We start from the raw sequence: 16,384 nt of genomic DNA on the forward strand, positions 1-16,384 counted from the left end.
TAGGGAATTCTTTGAATGAAATGTTTACTCAATAACCGTTACTGTACCGTAATAAGTTCTGTCTTCTTCTCCTTTGTGACCTTTTATACGAACCATAAAGGTGTAAGCGCCGATGGGTACCAATTCGCCAAGGTAGGTGCCGTTCCAACCTCGATCTGGATCTTGAGTTCGGAATATTTCCTCTCCCCAACGGTTATATATGCTAAAGTGTACAGCTCGGCCTTCTAACCCATTGTATACGGGTTTAAACTCCTCGTTAGCTCCGTCGCCATTGGGTGTGAATGCATTGGGGATGGAGACTAGTACCTCGTCTCTTACATATACCCAATGGGTTAAGGTACCACTGCAATTTTCTACACCAGAATACACAATTTGAGAGATGTAATACCTTCCGGTGTCTTGACTGTTAAATTGAATAATAGGCTGTCGAAGTGATGATAGATGCTCAGAATGATCCAAAAGGTAATCCCATTTTTCTGCACCCTGAGATTTGTCTAATATTCTCACCTCAGGATTAATTACAGTAGGATCTCCTTTTATTTCAAATCCTGCGATAGGATAGGGGTCTACTTGGAGGTAGGACTGTTTCATTATACTGGCACTACATCCCTTGGTGGTAGTTTGGGTTAAACGCACATCGTAGGATCCTGGTTGTTGTAGGTTGATATATAAAACATCCTCGTTGTCAAAAACCAGTCCACCTCCTATTTCCCAACTATTACTTTGTTGATTACTTAAGTCTGATATGATCCGAAGTTGAGTAATCAATGGTGTACAGGAGAGTCTATCATCTGCTGCGAAATCGGGTTGAGGATTTTGATGTACGGGAACCGAGGCGCTTCCGTTATTTTTATCTGACACGCAATTGTTGGCGTCTGTCACATTTATTAAAATGTATGAAGCATCTTTATTGGGTCTAACACATATTTTTAGGGTGTCCTCAGGTCTAGGGAGGTACCCCGTTTTTTCAGATCCCAATTCCATCGCATTTTCAAACTGGAAACTAAAAGGACCGTTCCCCTCAATCTTAAAATAAATTAAGGTGGAATCTCCCTCACAAATTTCGGCACCCTTATCGAAAATGGTGGCTATAGGCAGTTCGTTTACCTGCAATAATGCCCTTTCGTAGATATCCTGACCACAAGCGTTTCCAGATTCATCGGAGTAAATGCTGTGCTCAATTCTTGTAAATACAAATGCACTGTCGGCTTTGGGGTAATAAGTAAATACGGAGGTGTCCTGGTTTAGCGCGTAGCTTTGTCCATTTTTATCGTACGCAGTAAATTGACTTCCAGAACCAGATGGAATTAGCCTTAAATTGACTGGATTGCCCGCACAAATTCTATTGGTATCCAATGCTATATCCAAAGTGGGAAGATCTTTAACACTAACGGTTAAATTAGCTGGATTGCCAGCACTTCCTGCGCAAAGCTTTCTATTTCCAGTGCTCTGTACGATTTGACCAGAAACCTGGGAAATACTAAAGACATTGTTCCCTAAGTTCAAGTTGTTCTTGCTGATAAATAAATCATCTATGTTTCCATCATACGATCTGATTAGACCAATGTTTGGGGTAATTTGAGCAAACACAGAATCGCTTCCAGAAAATTTAATTTTTGCCTTGCTTAAATTTTCGCCCAAGCAGACATTATAAGCTCCTGATGGGTCGGTTGAATTGGGGATAAATTCAGCTCTAGGTTCCTTGTGGATATTCACCCTTGCGCTATCCCCAACCCATTTTCCAACACAGGTTTGCCCCGTATTGGTTACAAAATGGGGACTACTGGCATAATAGCTAATGGGAGTATGTTGGGTACCAATGGTGTTTTCTGCTAAGGCAATAGTCATTGTACCTTGAGCAATATTGCTAAAGAAGGTGCTGTCTGTTCTGCTGCTAATTATTTCGAAATCCGCATTTTGAGTTGTGGTAATCGAATAGTCTATAACCACTTGCTCTCCATAACATAGTTCACTTTCTCTTTCGCTAATGGTTATACTTGGTAAAGCGCGCCATGCAATTGGGATACCCGGTTTGGTGTATAAGGGACACCTTTTACTTGATATATCGACTAATCCCGGATTATCTGAGTCCTCGTCCATTGCAAGCGGGCATATATAATAAGTCTGGTTGGTATCAATAATTCCTGCTGGGAAATCAGAGATAGCATACACTGGCGATTTACTCAGCGATCCACCAACCATAGTTTCTATGGGTTGATTGGGATCTATTGCCAAAACAAATGACCAAGTATCGTTTCCATCGCCAACATAACCCATAGGGTCGCCATTGCCCTGAGTTCCTTCGAGCTGTGCCGAAGCGGCTTGGTCTGCGCAGAAATACTGCACCCCTGATACAGCCTTTAGGTTGGGAGCTTCGGTAGCACATGGGCAGGTATGTGAGCCAGATAAAGTTATTGGGTTACAATTTTTGTCATCGCTTGCTACAAAGCTTACCGGAACTCCGCTGGTGATATTCGATTTCAGGAAAGTACTATCAGGTATAGCGCTTCCATCCACCAGATAATTTCCAGAACCTTCTCTAATAGTTAAAAGGGCGGAATAAGTTTCGTTATCTGTAGCACAGGTGTATTGGTCTATGCTCGCGCTGATGCTGTCGTTAACCAGTACCTGGTACGGATCGGGTGCGGTTTTTATTCCAGCAGTACAGCCGTATTTATCAGCAACTTGAAAGTTGGAGAAATCTATAGTACCCGTCTGATATCCCGTTCTGAACAGGACTTCGGTTCCAGATATTGAGTTGTGATTGTACCCTAATTGATTTTCCAGATAACTGACATCAAAGGGGTTGTTTCCCTGTAGGTTATACTCAATGAATATGGAATCAGCCTCACAAATTTCGGGAGGGTAAACGCGAATGGTTCCCTCGGGAATTTTAGTCCAAAATACGGGTACACCCGGTGCTGTTTGGGTACAGAGGTTAGGCGCTTTTGCATCTGCGTGGCCAGTGCCGTCATCGTCGCCAACAATGGCCGAGATATAATAAACGCGATCGTACACCATTGGAGGCTGGAAAGCGAAGTTCGCCGAGTTAAGATTTTTCTGAAGAATGTTTCCAGGACTGGTGCCGGGATTGGTATGTAATACGTATGAAATGGCATCGTTTCCATCCATTACATGATTGCCGCCATGCTGGGCAGTTGCCGTACCATCGCCACAAACAATAATAGTATCCGTAGGGTTAATCATGTCCCCAGGATCTGTAACGCAATTACATGCTTTGGAGAAAAATACGGTATCGTAAGGTTGGCAATTCAGTTCATCTTTTAAGACTAAATAATGGGTTCCACTATTTAAATTAAGGCTTGCAGCACTCCCAGTTTGATTAAAAGGGCCACCATCCACGCTATATTGGTAGGAAAAACGGTCACCTTCTCTAAATCTGAAATAGGCTATTATTCCAACATTATCACCATCGCAAACTACTGAGTCTACTATGCTAAATGCGGTTTTCTTATGACCAGAAAATTCTAATTGGTCCAGGGGAGCTTTGCAAAATGGCGCGCTATTGGAAACAATGCTATCTGCTCTTAACCAGAGCGAAGCTGAGCTAGGAAGATTAAAGCTGTTTAATCCGTTGGCTAAACTTGCGTTTTGATAGGGATCTCCATTGCCAGTGAAGTAGGCCGTGTAATCATTTGCCACGCCATTAATCAAAACTTCAACTGTGTATTCTGTGCCGGGACAAACACTGTCTATTGGATTTAGTGTAAGCTCTGGACTTGGGTGGACTGTTAAATTAAGTTTTGCCGTATCAGGAGCACATTGTTCGGGTCCATCAGGAAGATAGATGAAAATTATTTCTCCATCTTCACCTTCGTAGGGGTTGTACAAGCCACTGTTAGAAAAGGAACCTGTTGCGGTATTGCTTTGAAGCAGTTCCCATCTACCGGGCCGTGGATGAGTAGTAAGTGAATTGTTAAGATCTAGATTAATTACTTCGTTACAGACTTCGAGTTCCATCTCTGTTCCTGCATCTGGAACTTCAGAAACTTCTACGATCATGGTTGCGGTATCGGCCGGACAAGAGGCCGTTGAAATGATGTAGTGGTACTTTCCTGGTGCGTGTATTTCTGGATTAAATGGGTTTTGGAAGGGAGTGCCATTTTGAAATACCCAATTTCCATTGTCATCCGGATTTCCGCTAAGCTCTGTAAACAAATCTACAGGCTCATCATTGCTGCAAATTTTCAAGGTTTTACCTATTCCGGGATTGTTTTTTCCAACTTCAATAGTGATCTGGTAGGTTTCTGTACACGTGGTATCACCTGGAACATCAACGGTTAGGGTGTATGTTGTGGTGGTGGGAGGGCTGGCTGTAGGATTTTTAATGTTTGGATTGCTTAATCCTATACTGGGTGTCCATTTATATGTATACGTTGGAGCGTCTGGTTGGTCTGATAAAAAGTCCAATTGAGCAAATTCACCATTACATATTTTGTTGGTGTCGGTGGTAGCAACTCCAATTATGGGAGTAGCAGCATCAAGAGTGATACGGTATAAGGATGGAACGGGGCAGGGGTCGGTTTGGTCGATGACCTCAAGAACATAAGTTCCGGGACCTAAATTGGTTGCCGTAGCTCCGTTGAGGCCGGGTCTTACAGTGGTAGTATCGCCTTCGTACCATGTATAGTCATATGGTCCGCCACCGGCTGGTGCCGTAAAAGTGATACTTCCATTTTTTGCACATGTGATTTCTTCATAGCTCACTTCTCCAGCCACTCGGGTAATTGATGATAAATTATCTAAGCTACAGTGCTGGCCTCCACGTGTAATGGAAACGGCGTAAAATCCAAACCAGGTATAGGCATCGTCGGGAACAAACTCTACGGTATGCCTTTGCCAGCCTGTTCCTAAATTATGGGTAACTCCAGGGTCGTTACTTTTCCAAAACAATTTGGTGGGTGTACAAGATGCGAACCCTGCTACTATTGCCATGTGGCCCGGCGTATAAGATCGAGAAGGATCTGACATTAAATCGAAAGAGAAGGTGTATTTTTTGCCGGGAACCAACGGGCAAGCCTCTCCATCCTGAATAAGCAGCTGCATAGCTCCTTCTCCCAGAGCAGTTCCTTCAACGGTTGTGCCGCCGGTGCTTCCGTCCCAAAATCCTAAATAGCGAGTTCCGTGTGAAGCGGGTTGGTTATTGTAAACACCAGGCTCCCAATCTGTAGTTCCATTGCAGTACACCCAGGCTACGGGTACACCTACTAACACTCCTGTACCCACCTCAAAACTTGGATTTTGAAACCGAATTTGCCCCATGCTATCCGTAAAGAGAATAAGGAGTAAACCTGAGATTAATATTTTATAGAATATATGATTGATCATACTCTTTGGCTATCCTAAATGTACTTAATGGACGCACTGGGTTTAACTAAGTTGTTTATTCTAAGGGGAATTTGAAATGAGCAATAATATACCAACTTAACAGAGTTATAAGATTACAGGTGGTCGTTTCAGCCTAAAGCCCTTATTTTTAAGACGAAGTTGAATCATTTGTCCTTTTTACCTTTCAAATGTTAAGCCGAATTTCAGATATCCTTTTCGTGCATAGCCGCCTACTTTAGTCCAAAATATTTTCGATGAGAACCACCTTTATACTCTTGTTCTGCATTATGCAGTCGATAATGTTTGCGCAACAAGACACCATAGTTGTGCAGACCTTTACTTTCGATAGTACCTCCAGGAGGGCGGAATTTACCTTTCCCGATAACGATCCAAACTCCTACGAAAAGGTTTTGATGCATTACCGCATGCGCTGTAGAAACGGTGAAGTAAATACCACGGGTGGTAACAATGTAGCTTGTGGAGAATGGGATTACAGTTGTAATACGTACATAACCGATAGCACTCAATTCGATTCGCTAAAAGCAACTCATCCCACCCATATCGTGAGTGGATTTTCTGGCAGCGCACTTAGTTATAACACAACACCTTCTTATGATTTAATTCAGAGGGTTCTTACGCAAACTACCTATACCAACGTAAATAGCGAAAGTGAGTACGGACTAAACCTAGGACCGGATACGGTTCTGGTGGTATCTCCAGACCAAACAGCGCATAGATTCCAGGTGTTATATACGGCTGCCGAGTTAAGCAGCACGGGTATGGGAGCTGGAAATATTACTGGAATTCAAATTCCTTTGCAGGGAACAGGTCTTTTGAAAAATCTTAAAATCAAAGTAAAAAGCACCAGTCTTACCGAAATCAATCAGTTGGAAACACAAGGCTTTCAAACTGTTTTTTACAACCATCTGGCTTTAGATCAAGGGCTTGGATTTGCCAAGTTCTCTACTCCGTTTAACTGGAATGGACAAAGCGACCTATTATTGGAAATTTCCTTTGACTACAACGGTTCTTTTGGAACTCCATGGTTGGGAGCTAATAATACTTCGAAAAGAGCAATTGCCAGATTGAGTAATGGTACTCCAGAATTTAATGGTAGTGGATATTTAAAATTGGAAGAAGCAGATTTATTAGGAATCTCAGATGAAATAAGTGTTGGGTTCTGGATGAAAGGAGATATTAATGCTCTTGGAACACTTAATTCTTCAGCTTTCGAAGGTGTAGATGGATCCAACAGAAGACAAGTTAACAGTCACCTTCCTTGGTCGAATAGCAATGTTTATTGGGATTGTGGAAACGATGGTTCAGGATACGATAGAGTGAATCAAAACGTGGAGGCCACCACATATACCGAAACCTGGAATCACTGGTTTTTCACTAAAAATGCCAGAACGGGTATCATGGGCATTTACCACAACGGTTCTTTGGTAAAGCAAAACACCGGAAAGAATAAGCTTATAGACCTGGTAAAACTTGCTATTGGAAGTTCTTATCCTAATGCAGCAGGAAATACCAATCCTTTTTATGGCGCACTAGATAATTTCACTATTTACAATAAGCGTTTGAGTACCGCTGAAATTGCAGCTCATATGAACGGAGATTTGAGCGTTTTGGATAACCTAGATGGTAATGTTGTCTTCGATTTAAACTCCTTCGCTGATGGTGGGGTAGATGAAGGACCTTTGAACATTAGTGTTAGTGAGGTAGACGATGTTACGGTCACCAAAGTTTTTGGTGATCAATTAGATAAAGGTTTTAAGCGAATTGGAGTGCCTAATATAGGTTGGGTGCAAGGTGACTATACCCTTTCTAATACTCAGGTTACTGTTTATGATACTATTTATCATGCGGGTAAATTGGTGAAGGAATATGAGATAGTTGACAACCAGCCTGTTGTTGCCAACCAATATTTTGCCTGGACCCGAGATTTGGGCTTGATTTATGACGATGCAGGAGAAGTAATTGATGGTTTTGATATTTCCTTGGAAAACAACTTAAATATTGGAGTTCTCGATTACTTTAGAAAGTCTCCAGCCAAATTCGAAATCATGTCTTTTGTAACCCCTTATGGTATAAACCTTGATTTGGGAATGGAAGGTAAAATGTGGGAATTCGATGTTACCGATTTTGCCCCTGTTCTAAGAGGGAAAAAGGTGGTTTCTCTTGAGCGTGGTGGACAGAATCAGGAGGAAATGGATATCAAATTCATTTTCATAAAAGGAACCCCAGAAAGAAACATTATAAGTCTTAAGCAGCTTTGGCCCGTTAACCAAACGAGCTATGGAAATATAGCAGCAGACAATCAGTATCAACCGCTTGACGTACCCATTTCAGCAGACGCGAAATATGGTAAAATCCGCAGTGTTATCACCGGGCATGGTCAGGAAGGTGAGTTTATTTCGAGACAGCACTATGTGGATATTAATGCTGGACAAAAACGTTTTAGTTGGAATGCATGGACAGAGTGTTCTGAAAACCCGATTTACCCACAGGGAGGAACTTGGTTAAACGATAGAGCAGGATGGTGCCCCGGAGCTCCCTCCGATATCAACGAGTTTGACGTTAGCCAATACCTTTCACCAGGAAGCATATTGCAGGTAGATTACGGAATGGCAAGCGCAACGGGTGATTCTCGATACATTGTTAATCACCAGCTGGTAACCTATGGCGATTACAATTTTTCTACCGATGCAGCTATCGAGTATGTTATTAAACCATCCCAGCGTACGGAATTTGATAGGTTTAACATGGCTTGTACCCAACCCGAAGTGCTGATAAAGAATAAGGGGGGTGATGTAATAAGTAGCCTAGAACTTCAATACTGGGTAAACCCCAATAATAAAAAGACCTACACCTGGTCGGGTAGCATTCAACCGTCGGCATACCAGAAGGTGAACTTACCAATAGAAGAACTAGATTTTTGGACCGATCAGGACGCAGAAAATGTTTTTTATGTTGAGGTAACTGCGGTGAATGGAGGCGCTGATCAGTATGCTCCAAACAACAGTTACAGATCTCCTTATACCCCTGTACCGGTGTATGAAAAAGGGTTAACCCTTAATTACAGAACCAATACCAGAGGATGGGAATCATCTTATCGGATTTTAGATATGGCTGGAAATGTAGTAACCCAGAAAAGTGGGTTTACAAGTAACACCACTTATTCTGATGATCTAGAATTGCCAAATGGTTGTTTCCGGTTGGAATTTATGGATGACGGGGACGACGGATTATATTATTGGTATTACGCAGCTATCGGACAAGATAGAGGCCGTGGTTTCTTGAGACTGAAGAATGGTTTCGGAACTACTATTAAGGCTTTCGAAGAGGAGTTTGGTGGTACCGTAACCCATGAGTTTATTAATGCAGGAGCGGTGGGAATTAGCAAACAAACGAGAGAGTTTGCTGTAAACGTATATCCAAACCCTACAGAAGATGGTATTATCAATGTGTACAACGGCGGCGGATTGGAATCTGGCGACCACATTTTAGTAAGAGATGCCTCGGGAAGAATAGTATTTAATCTCGAACTAGGAAGTATTGAAAAAGTACTACAATTGGATTTAGGATCCTTAAATACTGGAGTTTACTTCATGGATTTCAATAGAAATGGGGTAAGCCTAACCATTAAAAAGATTAGCGTATTATAACATCTGCTTTTAAACAGAAGAAAAGGGCCGGTAACTATTTGTTATCGGCTTTTTTTGTGGGTTAATGGTCTAGCGGATTGTACCTTTGCATTATGGAAAAAGCTTCCTTAAATAACCGAGAAGCCATAGAGTTTTTGGTGAATGAATTTTATGCCGAGGTACGAAAAGATCCCTTGTTGGGCCCAGTATTTCACGAAGTGATAGGCGATAATTGGGATGCGCATTTAGAAAAAATGTATCGCTTTTGGGAAACCATCCTACTAAATGTGAAAAGTTATAATGGAAGCCCCTTCAAAGTGCATCGTTCCTTACCCATAGATAATAAGCATTTTCAAAGATGGGTGGATTTATTCATTAAAAAGGTAAATCAACATTTTAGAGGAACCCATGCCGATGAAGCCGTTTCAAGAGCTAAAACCTTGGGGTTAACCTTCAGCTATAAGAAGGATTACCTGGATAAAAATCAAACGAATTAGTGGGGTTTTAGCCGTTTTCTATTCAAGGTTCCTTTTATGGTAAGGTATCCGATTAATCCAGAAACTATAGACGCCATTAATATTCCAATTTTTGCCTCTGAAAGAAATAAAGGAGTTGCAAAAGCCAGGTTGTTGATGAACAGCGACATGGTAAATCCAACCCCCGCGATAAAGCTAACTCCTACAATTTGAGTCCAGGTAACGTCCTCGGGAAGGTCCGTAATTTTCAGGGTGGTTAACAACTTTGTAACCAATGTAATTCCTATAGATTTTCCCAAGATCAATCCCAGAAAAATTCCCATGGTAACGGGGGAGGCAATGTGTGTAAAAATTTCGCTTGTAAAGGTCAATCCAGCATTAGCAAGTGCAAAAATGGGCATGATAATAAAGGCAACTATGGGGTGGAGGTAGTGCTCTAAAAGTTGTAGAGGAGTCATGGCCGCCTTGGAGTAAAACCTCATTTTTTCTATGCTGCGCATTTGGCTCCATGATATAAGGGGGGAATCTTTTCTTCTTTTTGCATTCTCAAACTGGTGAATTAGTTTTTTCATTTGTTCCACATAATTACCAGCTTTAATTTTAACGTTGCCGGGAATGGTAAAAGCAGCAAGTACACCTGAGATGGTTGCATGTACTCCCGACATGGAAAAGGCCAGCCAAAAGCCGCCCAACCCAACTATTGCATAGAAAAGAAAGCTTCGCACACCAACGATATTTGCAATGAACATGATCCCAAGAAAAATGGATGCCATTCCCAAGCTGTACAAGGATATATCCGAAGTATAGAAAAAGGCGATTACCAGAACCGCTCCAATATCATCTGCAATAGCCAGTACGGTTAGAAATACTTTGAGTGCCAGCGGTACTTTCTTTCCTAGCAAATGAAGAATACCAAGTGCAAAGGCAATGTCGGTAGCCATGGGGATACCCCATCCATCAGAGGCGGTGCTGTCGTGATTGAAAAACAAATAAATCAGTGCAGGAAAGATCATTCCACCCAATCCAGCACCTATTGGTAAAATAGCGTTTTTGGGGTCGGAGAGTTCCCCATCAATAAACTCGCGTTTGAGTTCCAAACCTACCACAAAGAAAAAGATGGCCATTAACCCATCGTTAATCCAATGATGTAGGTTTTTACTAAACTCATAATGCATGAGTTTTACTCCAAATTCGTATTCCCAGAAATGGTGAAACGCATCGGCCCAAGGTGAATTGGCAAGTAAAAGAGCAATTACAACACTTGAAAAAAGAACAATGCCACTGGCGGTGGAGCTTTTTATGAATTTGTTTACGGGAAGAACAACAAGTTTGTCGATGGGTGTTTTTCTCATTTGCGATTTTTTGGGTTAACTCGTAGTCATTATTAAAAAATCCATTAAAACAGCCCTATTATAACACCAAACCTTTATTCTTTTTTAAGAATCTCTTTACTGAAGTATTCTGAGATACTCTTTCCAAGGACCTACCTCGGCGTTATATTGTGTGGCTAAAACACGAGATATTTGTGCGATATGCCCCAAATCGTGCACGGTCCAGGTACTTAATAAATTACCCAAAGTCACTCCACCTAACGAAGGATGATATCCTTTTAGTTGGAGTTGATCTGGCGTGATTTTATATGATTGAAGCTTTAAAAGGTTTTGCGATCTTAAAATTTGAAACTCGTTTAATAAATCGGAGATACTTTTTCCAACAGAATCTCTTTCTTGTGCAAAGCGGTCGAAAGGGGTGAAGGTATCCGTGTTTCTCATCCCCAAACAAATTTCAATTCGGTCTATCCAGTCGGTTTTTTCCCCATGGATTAAATGGCCTACCACGTCGTAGGGACTCCAGGAGTTGGGGCCTTCGTTAGATTTTATCCAATCTGGGTTTAAGTTTCCCAGCATACTTTTTAGGGTGCCCGGGGTTTGACTTAAAATTTCTATGCTGGCATTTAGGTTGTACTGCATTTTAGCTTTTTCGGGGATTATTTATTCGTGGTACACCAAAAGGGGAACATTACTCAAATTGGTGAGCAATTTACTTTGGCTAGCATTTAAAATTTTCTGCAAGTAATTATGGGGGTGAGCGATCATTACAAGGAGAGAGGGGCTATTGATTTTTACGTATTCTAAAATACCTCTGGAGACAGATTCTGCTGCATAAGATTTAATTTCAAAATCTACTGAGCTCAAATGTAGTGCTATCATAGATTTGACTTCAGATTCGTACAGATTTTCTTTTTTATCCTTTTTAGGCGTGTCTATATGCAATACGGTAACCTTACAGTTTTTACTGTTGGCAAGTAATTTTATTTTGGTAAGAAGGGTTTGCTGGGGGATAGTCTCATAATCTAGGCACAAGCATATTTCCGTGGGCGCTTCAAGTTGTTGGTATTTGTATGGGACACTTAGTACTGGACAACTAACATTGGCAACAACTTTAGCGGTATTACTTCCTCCAAAAAACCTTTTCAATTTCCCAGCCCCCGTTGTGGCCATTACCACTGTGTCTACTGCGTGTTGTTGGTTTAAACGATTTATAGCTTCCGAGATTTCTCCATAAATAGAGGTAGTTGTGATACAGTCTTTGGCATCAGGAAAGGAATTTAAAATTTCCTTTTTCTGTTCTTCTAAAATTTTTTTCGATTCCTCGTGTAATAAATCTTTAATGGAAATTACCATGTCGGCGCTTTTGGAGGGTTCTTCAAACGCGTTTAGTAATCGATATTGGACATTATCGATGCCGTACCACATTTTTGCATAACGGAAAGTGAACAGGGTGTCTTCGAAAGATTTGGTGGGAATAACAATGTGCTTCATGAAAAAACTTTTGGGCAAGATATTTCCAAAGCTCTAAGTTTTAAATGATAATGATGCCGCTGTGTATTGATTAAAGTCTATAATGAAAGACAAAAAAAATGCCGACAACAGCCGGCATTTTATTTCAATACGTTTTTGGATGTGTTTATTCCAGCACAAACTTTATCGGAAGGTTGTACTTAACTTTTACTGGGGCTCCTTTGTCTTTTCCAGGAGTCCAATCGGGCATCTTTTCTATTATGTTTAGCGCTTCTTCATCTAGTCTAGGATGTATACCCTTTAAAATGGTCGGTTCAGTTACTTGCCCTTTTTCGTCCACAACGAATGATACAAATACTACGCCCTGTACCGAGTCTTTTACCGCCTCTTTTGGGTAGGCAATATTTTCCGATAGAAATTTAAATAAGGCTTGATCACCGCCTTCGAACTTTGGCATTTCCTCCGCTATATCAAGTACGGGAATGCTTTCCTCAATTGCTGGTTTTTGATTACAGGCAATTACTACGAGTAAAATGGCTGGAATAGTCCAATAAAGTGTTTTCCAAGCTTGTTTTTTGTGGTTCTTAGTGTTCATCATTTTTATTCTGGTTTTAAGTTCATTGAGATTTAAAAAGCCATGCGAAACCATGGGTACACGTGTGTTTAATACTTGTTGTAGGAGCGACTCTTTGTATTTAACTCCATCAATTTCTCCTCGTATAACTTTCTGGTCGGCTAAAAACTCGTGGTTTAGCTTGGCAAATTTTATTAGAAGCCAAGACGCGGGATTTATCCAAAATACTAAGGCAGCTATATGTAGCAATATTAAATCCACGTAATGTTTGTCTCGAATATGAACGGATTCGTGGGCTATTATTTCATTATTTACTTGGGCTGTAGGTGTATAAAGTGTGGTGAAAATGGTGAATGGCCCCGGCAGATTGGTGTTTAATCTGGTTGGGATGGGATAACCACTTATGGGAGTCGATTTATGATAGATTTTGACTAACTGGAAAGTAATTACCATGAGGATCACAAGGGAAATTGGTAGGTACAAGAAAAGCGGATTAAAGTGCTGGCTCTCTATATTATTCTGTAACCCAGTAATTTCTTGGCTGACAGCAAACTCCGCGAGGTTTATAGCCGCTATTTGTGGATTGCTTTTTATTTCTATTAAGGAAATTCCAATGGCAACAAAAGGGGTTAACAGCAAGTACCAACGGTTAAATTTAAAGCAACCATGCTGCGATAAACCGAAACGATATATGGCAGCAAAAAGGATAATTAATCCTTGAATTTCAATAAGATTAATCCAGTTCATTTTCTTCGCTATTTAGTTCTCTTAATATCTCGTCTAAGTCTGATGTGCTCAGTTTTTTCTCTTTTAGAAAGAATGAAACCATGGATTTAAAACTTCCCTCGAAATAACCTTTAGCTAGTTTCGAAACGCTTTGCTTTTTATATACTTCTTTCGGAATGGAGGGGTAGTAGCGATGGCTTTTGCCAAACGACTCGTGATCAACGAAGCCTTTCTTTTCTAAAATGCGGACTATAGTAGAAACGGTATTATAGGCAGGTTTGGGCTCGGGATATAGCTCAATAATGTCCTTGACAAAAGCTTTTTTAAGCTCCCATAAGTACTGCATTACTTCTTCTTCGGCTTTGGTTAATTCAATCATAACACAAACAAACTAAATATTTAGTTGGTAAACTAAAAACTTAGTTATCCATTCTTTGAAGCCTAATCAAATGTTTAATACAGTCTAAAATTCTTCCGAAGGCTTATTCCTTTTTAGAATAAAGGCAATGAGGGGAGAGAGTAAGATGTGCAATAGTAGTATGCCAATAATGCTTCCCGCATTTCCAAGTTGTGGGGGATTTGCATAGACCATTGCGATTATCCAATATAACATTGGCTGCATAAATGCAACCAAAAAACCTATAATGATCCCTGTTCTAAATGCTTTGGAGAAACTAATTCTTCCACCAAAATATTTTTGCTTTTTGAATAGTATTCCCAAGTAAAGGCAAATCGCCAATACTCCTATAATCAAAGGGTTCCCTACGTCGAAAACAGCAGTTTCAGGGGTGATGTAACGAATAGATAGATGACCTGTAATTAATTCCAGGATGAGGGCAATGGCAGACCATTTGAGTTCTACAGCTAATTTATCCACCTATTTTTTGATTGCTGATTCATAAATGCTAATCCACTGCTCAACAGACATTTTTGTGCACAATTCTGCAATCAATTCAAAAGGAATTTCCTCCACTTTTTTAAATCGAATGCAACTTTTGCCCATGTCTAATTTTCTTTTGCAGTGTTTAGGATATTCTCCTACAAACCAATCCATTAGCTCCTGGCTTGCATAAATACCAGAATGGTAAAGCGCAACAAAGTTTTTTTGCGAGGCAATGGCCATGAAAGGAAGTGGCTCTGATGGAGTACAATGATATCCATCTGGGTAAATACTGTGCGGCACGAAATATCCAATATGGCCATACTGCATGCCTTCTTCAAATCCTTTGGGGAGATTTTCTAGAATAGTTTTTCGCAATTTCTCAAAATGTGGAATGCGATCTTCTGGAATTTGCTTTATGTAATCCTCAGGAGTACTTGCCTTATACTGCATAGTTATTCAATAGTATTGTTTAGGTATTGGTCAAAGGGATATAAGGTTCTAAAAACCTGAACACAATGATTTAAAAAAGTTTCTGATAGCACCAGACTGTCTGAGCAATTGGTACTAACCACAAAGCTCTTGTGTTTTAAAAGCTCAATTTCCGGATGATCTTTGGGGTAATCTCTTGGAGCTGTTTTTAATTTTTCTCCCCCCAAGCTTCCAAAGGTTTTTTTAAAGTCGGGATTATTAATAATCTCCCTTAGTTGGGAGGCATCCTGGTCTATGGATGAACGGATTTTTTTTAACCAATCACTATTCGGCATATAGGCACCGCCTGCTAACAATGTACCACCAGGAGCTAAATGCAAGTAATACCCAGCTTTGGAATGAATGTCTGATCTCTTTTGTGCCGCCGTAATATGGGCTCCAAAGTGGGTTTTATAGGGACTTTTGTCCTTGGAAAATCTAACATCCCGGTAAATTCTAAAAATGCAATCTTTTGGTGCGTGGTGGGTAATACTGTTGTCGAATTCTGCTATTCCCAACATCAATTCATCTATAAATTGCTCAAACTCTTCCTTTGCTGATTCATATCGCGGTTTGTTCTCTGCAAACCATTCTCTATTGTTATTTGCTTCTAAATCCTTAAGGAAGGAGAAAGTTTCTTTACTGATCTTAGCCATGCTTCGCAATTAGATCTCTAAAATAGAAAACGTATTCAGTTAAATGTGATTCGCTTCCCTTTGGTACCGGGTAGGTCGATTTATTTATTCCTCCAAGCTCAAAGTCAACTGGATTTTTAAACATGGGACCATCAAAACAAAAGGTATGAAATTCCCCGTTTTCTCCACAGGGATCTATCTTTTCTGGAAGGTCATTTAAAAATTGTTCGTTGTAAATTCTACCGGCAAAATCTTCGGGTAATTTTTGCCCATCCACACATACAACAATGGCTTTTATCCCAGATTTAATAATTTCTTTTGCCAGAATTTTACTGTCTTTCTTCCATAGCGGAAAATGAGCTTCCATGGGAACGGTAGAAAGCATCCTCTCACGATAAAGCTTTAGGTCCTCCAGAAAAATGTCCCCAAAAATGGCCGTTTCGAATCCTTGGGCCTTAAGCTGTGCCATTTCTTCCTGCATCAATTTTTCGTAAGCAGCATGACTACTCGATTTTTCGAGTTCTGCAATTCGGAGCGGAATATTTAAAGCTTTGGCTTGCTGCTCCAGCAGTGACTTATGCAACCCGTGCATACTTACTCTTTGCAATTCCTTGGATATAGTGGTAAATAATAACTCGGGTTTTAAGTGGGGTTTTATTGCTAAAAGTGAATAACAGGCGTCCTTACCTGAACTCCAATTCATAAAGGATTTACTCATGGTCCAAAGAAAAGCTTTTATGTGAAAATAATTTGACGACCAACCATCTCTAAAATATCACGTCATCTAGAAAATAATACTTACAGTCTAAAATTTTAGATTAAATA

Annotated in this window: 12 protein-coding genes; 2 read left to right on the forward strand and 10 right to left on the reverse strand. The window is 40.5% G+C overall.

Annotation, left to right across the window (positions count from 1 at the left end; genetic code table 11):
- Positions 1–24: 24 nt before the first annotated feature.
- On the reverse strand, positions 25–5,349 hold the full coding sequence (locus FRX97_RS07830; protein ID WP_147014642.1) for a gliding motility-associated C-terminal domain-containing protein: 5,325 nt from the start codon (positions 5,347–5,349) through the stop codon (positions 25–27).
- A 254-nt stretch (positions 5,350–5,603) separates the two neighbouring features.
- On the opposite strand from FRX97_RS07830, the gene FRX97_RS07835 reads away from it, so the two are divergent.
- A complete protein-coding gene (locus tag FRX97_RS07835; protein WP_147014643.1) occupies positions 5,604–9,017 on the forward strand; it encodes a LamG-like jellyroll fold domain-containing protein in 3,414 nt (1,137 codons plus the stop codon).
- Positions 9,018–9,109: 92 nt separating this feature from the next.
- On the forward strand, positions 9,110–9,493 hold the full coding sequence (locus tag FRX97_RS07840) for a group III truncated hemoglobin (RefSeq protein WP_147014644.1): 384 nt from the start codon (positions 9,110–9,112) through the stop codon (positions 9,491–9,493).
- Here FRX97_RS07840 and nhaA read toward each other — a convergent pair.
- The 9 genes from nhaA to FRX97_RS07885 form a co-directional block, all read right to left on the reverse strand.
- The gene (nhaA, locus tag FRX97_RS07845; protein WP_147014645.1) at positions 9,490–10,824 is read right to left on the reverse strand and encodes a Na+/H+ antiporter NhaA; all 1,335 of its coding nucleotides are present in this window, start codon (positions 10,822–10,824) and stop codon (positions 9,490–9,492) included. The genes FRX97_RS07840 and nhaA overlap by 4 nt on opposite strands.
- Positions 10,825–10,920: 96 nt before the next feature.
- A complete protein-coding gene (locus tag FRX97_RS07850) occupies positions 10,921–11,442 on the reverse strand; it encodes a DinB family protein (RefSeq protein ID WP_147014646.1) in 522 nt (173 codons plus the stop codon).
- A gap of 21 nt (positions 11,443–11,463) precedes the next feature.
- Positions 11,464–12,294 (reverse strand): universal stress protein, encoded by an 831-nt coding sequence (locus FRX97_RS07855; RefSeq protein ID WP_147014647.1) that lies wholly within the window; start codon positions 12,292–12,294, stop codon positions 11,464–11,466.
- A gap of 145 nt (positions 12,295–12,439) precedes the next feature.
- Entirely contained in the window at positions 12,440–13,594 is a 1,155-nt protein-coding gene (locus tag FRX97_RS07860) for a M56 family metallopeptidase (RefSeq protein ID WP_147014648.1), read from the reverse strand.
- Positions 13,581–13,952 carry a BlaI/MecI/CopY family transcriptional regulator gene (locus FRX97_RS07865; RefSeq protein WP_147014649.1) on the reverse strand — a complete coding sequence of 124 codons (372 nt, stop codon included), beginning with the start codon at positions 13,950–13,952 and terminating at the stop codon, positions 13,581–13,583. The genes FRX97_RS07860 and FRX97_RS07865 overlap by 14 nt, the downstream gene beginning before the upstream one ends.
- A gap of 84 nt (positions 13,953–14,036) precedes the next feature.
- Positions 14,037–14,450 carry a DUF4199 domain-containing protein gene (locus tag FRX97_RS07870; RefSeq protein WP_147014650.1) on the reverse strand — a complete coding sequence of 138 codons (414 nt, stop codon included), beginning with the start codon at positions 14,448–14,450 and terminating at the stop codon, positions 14,037–14,039.
- The gene (locus tag FRX97_RS07875; RefSeq protein ID WP_147014651.1) at positions 14,451–14,906 is read right to left on the reverse strand and encodes a DUF1801 domain-containing protein; all 456 of its coding nucleotides are present in this window, start codon (positions 14,904–14,906) and stop codon (positions 14,451–14,453) included.
- 2 nt (positions 14,907–14,908) lie between these two features.
- The gene (locus FRX97_RS07880; protein ID WP_147014652.1) at positions 14,909–15,580 is read right to left on the reverse strand and encodes a DUF2461 domain-containing protein; all 672 of its coding nucleotides are present in this window, start codon (positions 15,578–15,580) and stop codon (positions 14,909–14,911) included.
- Positions 15,573–16,277 carry an adenine nucleotide alpha hydrolase gene (locus tag FRX97_RS07885; protein WP_147014653.1) on the reverse strand — a complete coding sequence of 235 codons (705 nt, stop codon included), beginning with the start codon at positions 16,275–16,277 and terminating at the stop codon, positions 15,573–15,575. The genes FRX97_RS07880 and FRX97_RS07885 overlap by 8 nt, the downstream gene beginning before the upstream one ends.
- Positions 16,278–16,384 lie beyond the last annotated feature (107 nt).

It is taken from the genome of Luteibaculum oceani (assembly GCF_007995015.1).
Taxonomy (GTDB): Bacteria; Bacteroidota; Bacteroidia; order Flavobacteriales_D; family Luteibaculaceae; genus Luteibaculum; species Luteibaculum oceani.

Bases quoted from the DNA above. Each gene is read 5' to 3' on its own strand.
- FRX97_RS07830 (WP_147014642.1), bottom strand. From the start codon at position 5,349: ATGATCAATCATATATTCTATAAAATATTAATCTCAGGTTTACTCCTT.
- FRX97_RS07835 (WP_147014643.1), top strand. From the start codon at position 5,604: ATGAGAACCACCTTTATACTCTTGTTCTGCATTATGCAGTCGATAATG.
- FRX97_RS07840 (WP_147014644.1), top strand. From the start codon at position 9,110: ATGGAAAAAGCTTCCTTAAATAACCGAGAAGCCATAGAGTTTTTGGTG.
- nhaA (WP_147014645.1), bottom strand. From the start codon at position 10,824: ATGAGAAAAACACCCATCGACAAACTTGTTGTTCTTCCCGTAAACAAA.
- FRX97_RS07850 (WP_147014646.1), bottom strand. From the start codon at position 11,442: ATGCAGTACAACCTAAATGCCAGCATAGAAATTTTAAGTCAAACCCCG.
- FRX97_RS07855 (WP_147014647.1), bottom strand. From the start codon at position 12,294: ATGAAGCACATTGTTATTCCCACCAAATCTTTCGAAGACACCCTGTTC.
- FRX97_RS07860 (WP_147014648.1), bottom strand. From the start codon at position 13,594: ATGAACTGGATTAATCTTATTGAAATTCAAGGATTAATTATCCTTTTT.
- FRX97_RS07865 (WP_147014649.1), bottom strand. From the start codon at position 13,952: ATGATTGAATTAACCAAAGCCGAAGAAGAAGTAATGCAGTACTTATGG.
- FRX97_RS07875 (WP_147014651.1), bottom strand. From the start codon at position 14,906: ATGCAGTATAAGGCAAGTACTCCTGAGGATTACATAAAGCAAATTCCA.
- FRX97_RS07880 (WP_147014652.1), bottom strand. From the start codon at position 15,580: ATGGCTAAGATCAGTAAAGAAACTTTCTCCTTCCTTAAGGATTTAGAA.
- FRX97_RS07885 (WP_147014653.1), bottom strand. From the start codon at position 16,277: ATGAGTAAATCCTTTATGAATTGGAGTTCAGGTAAGGACGCCTGTTAT.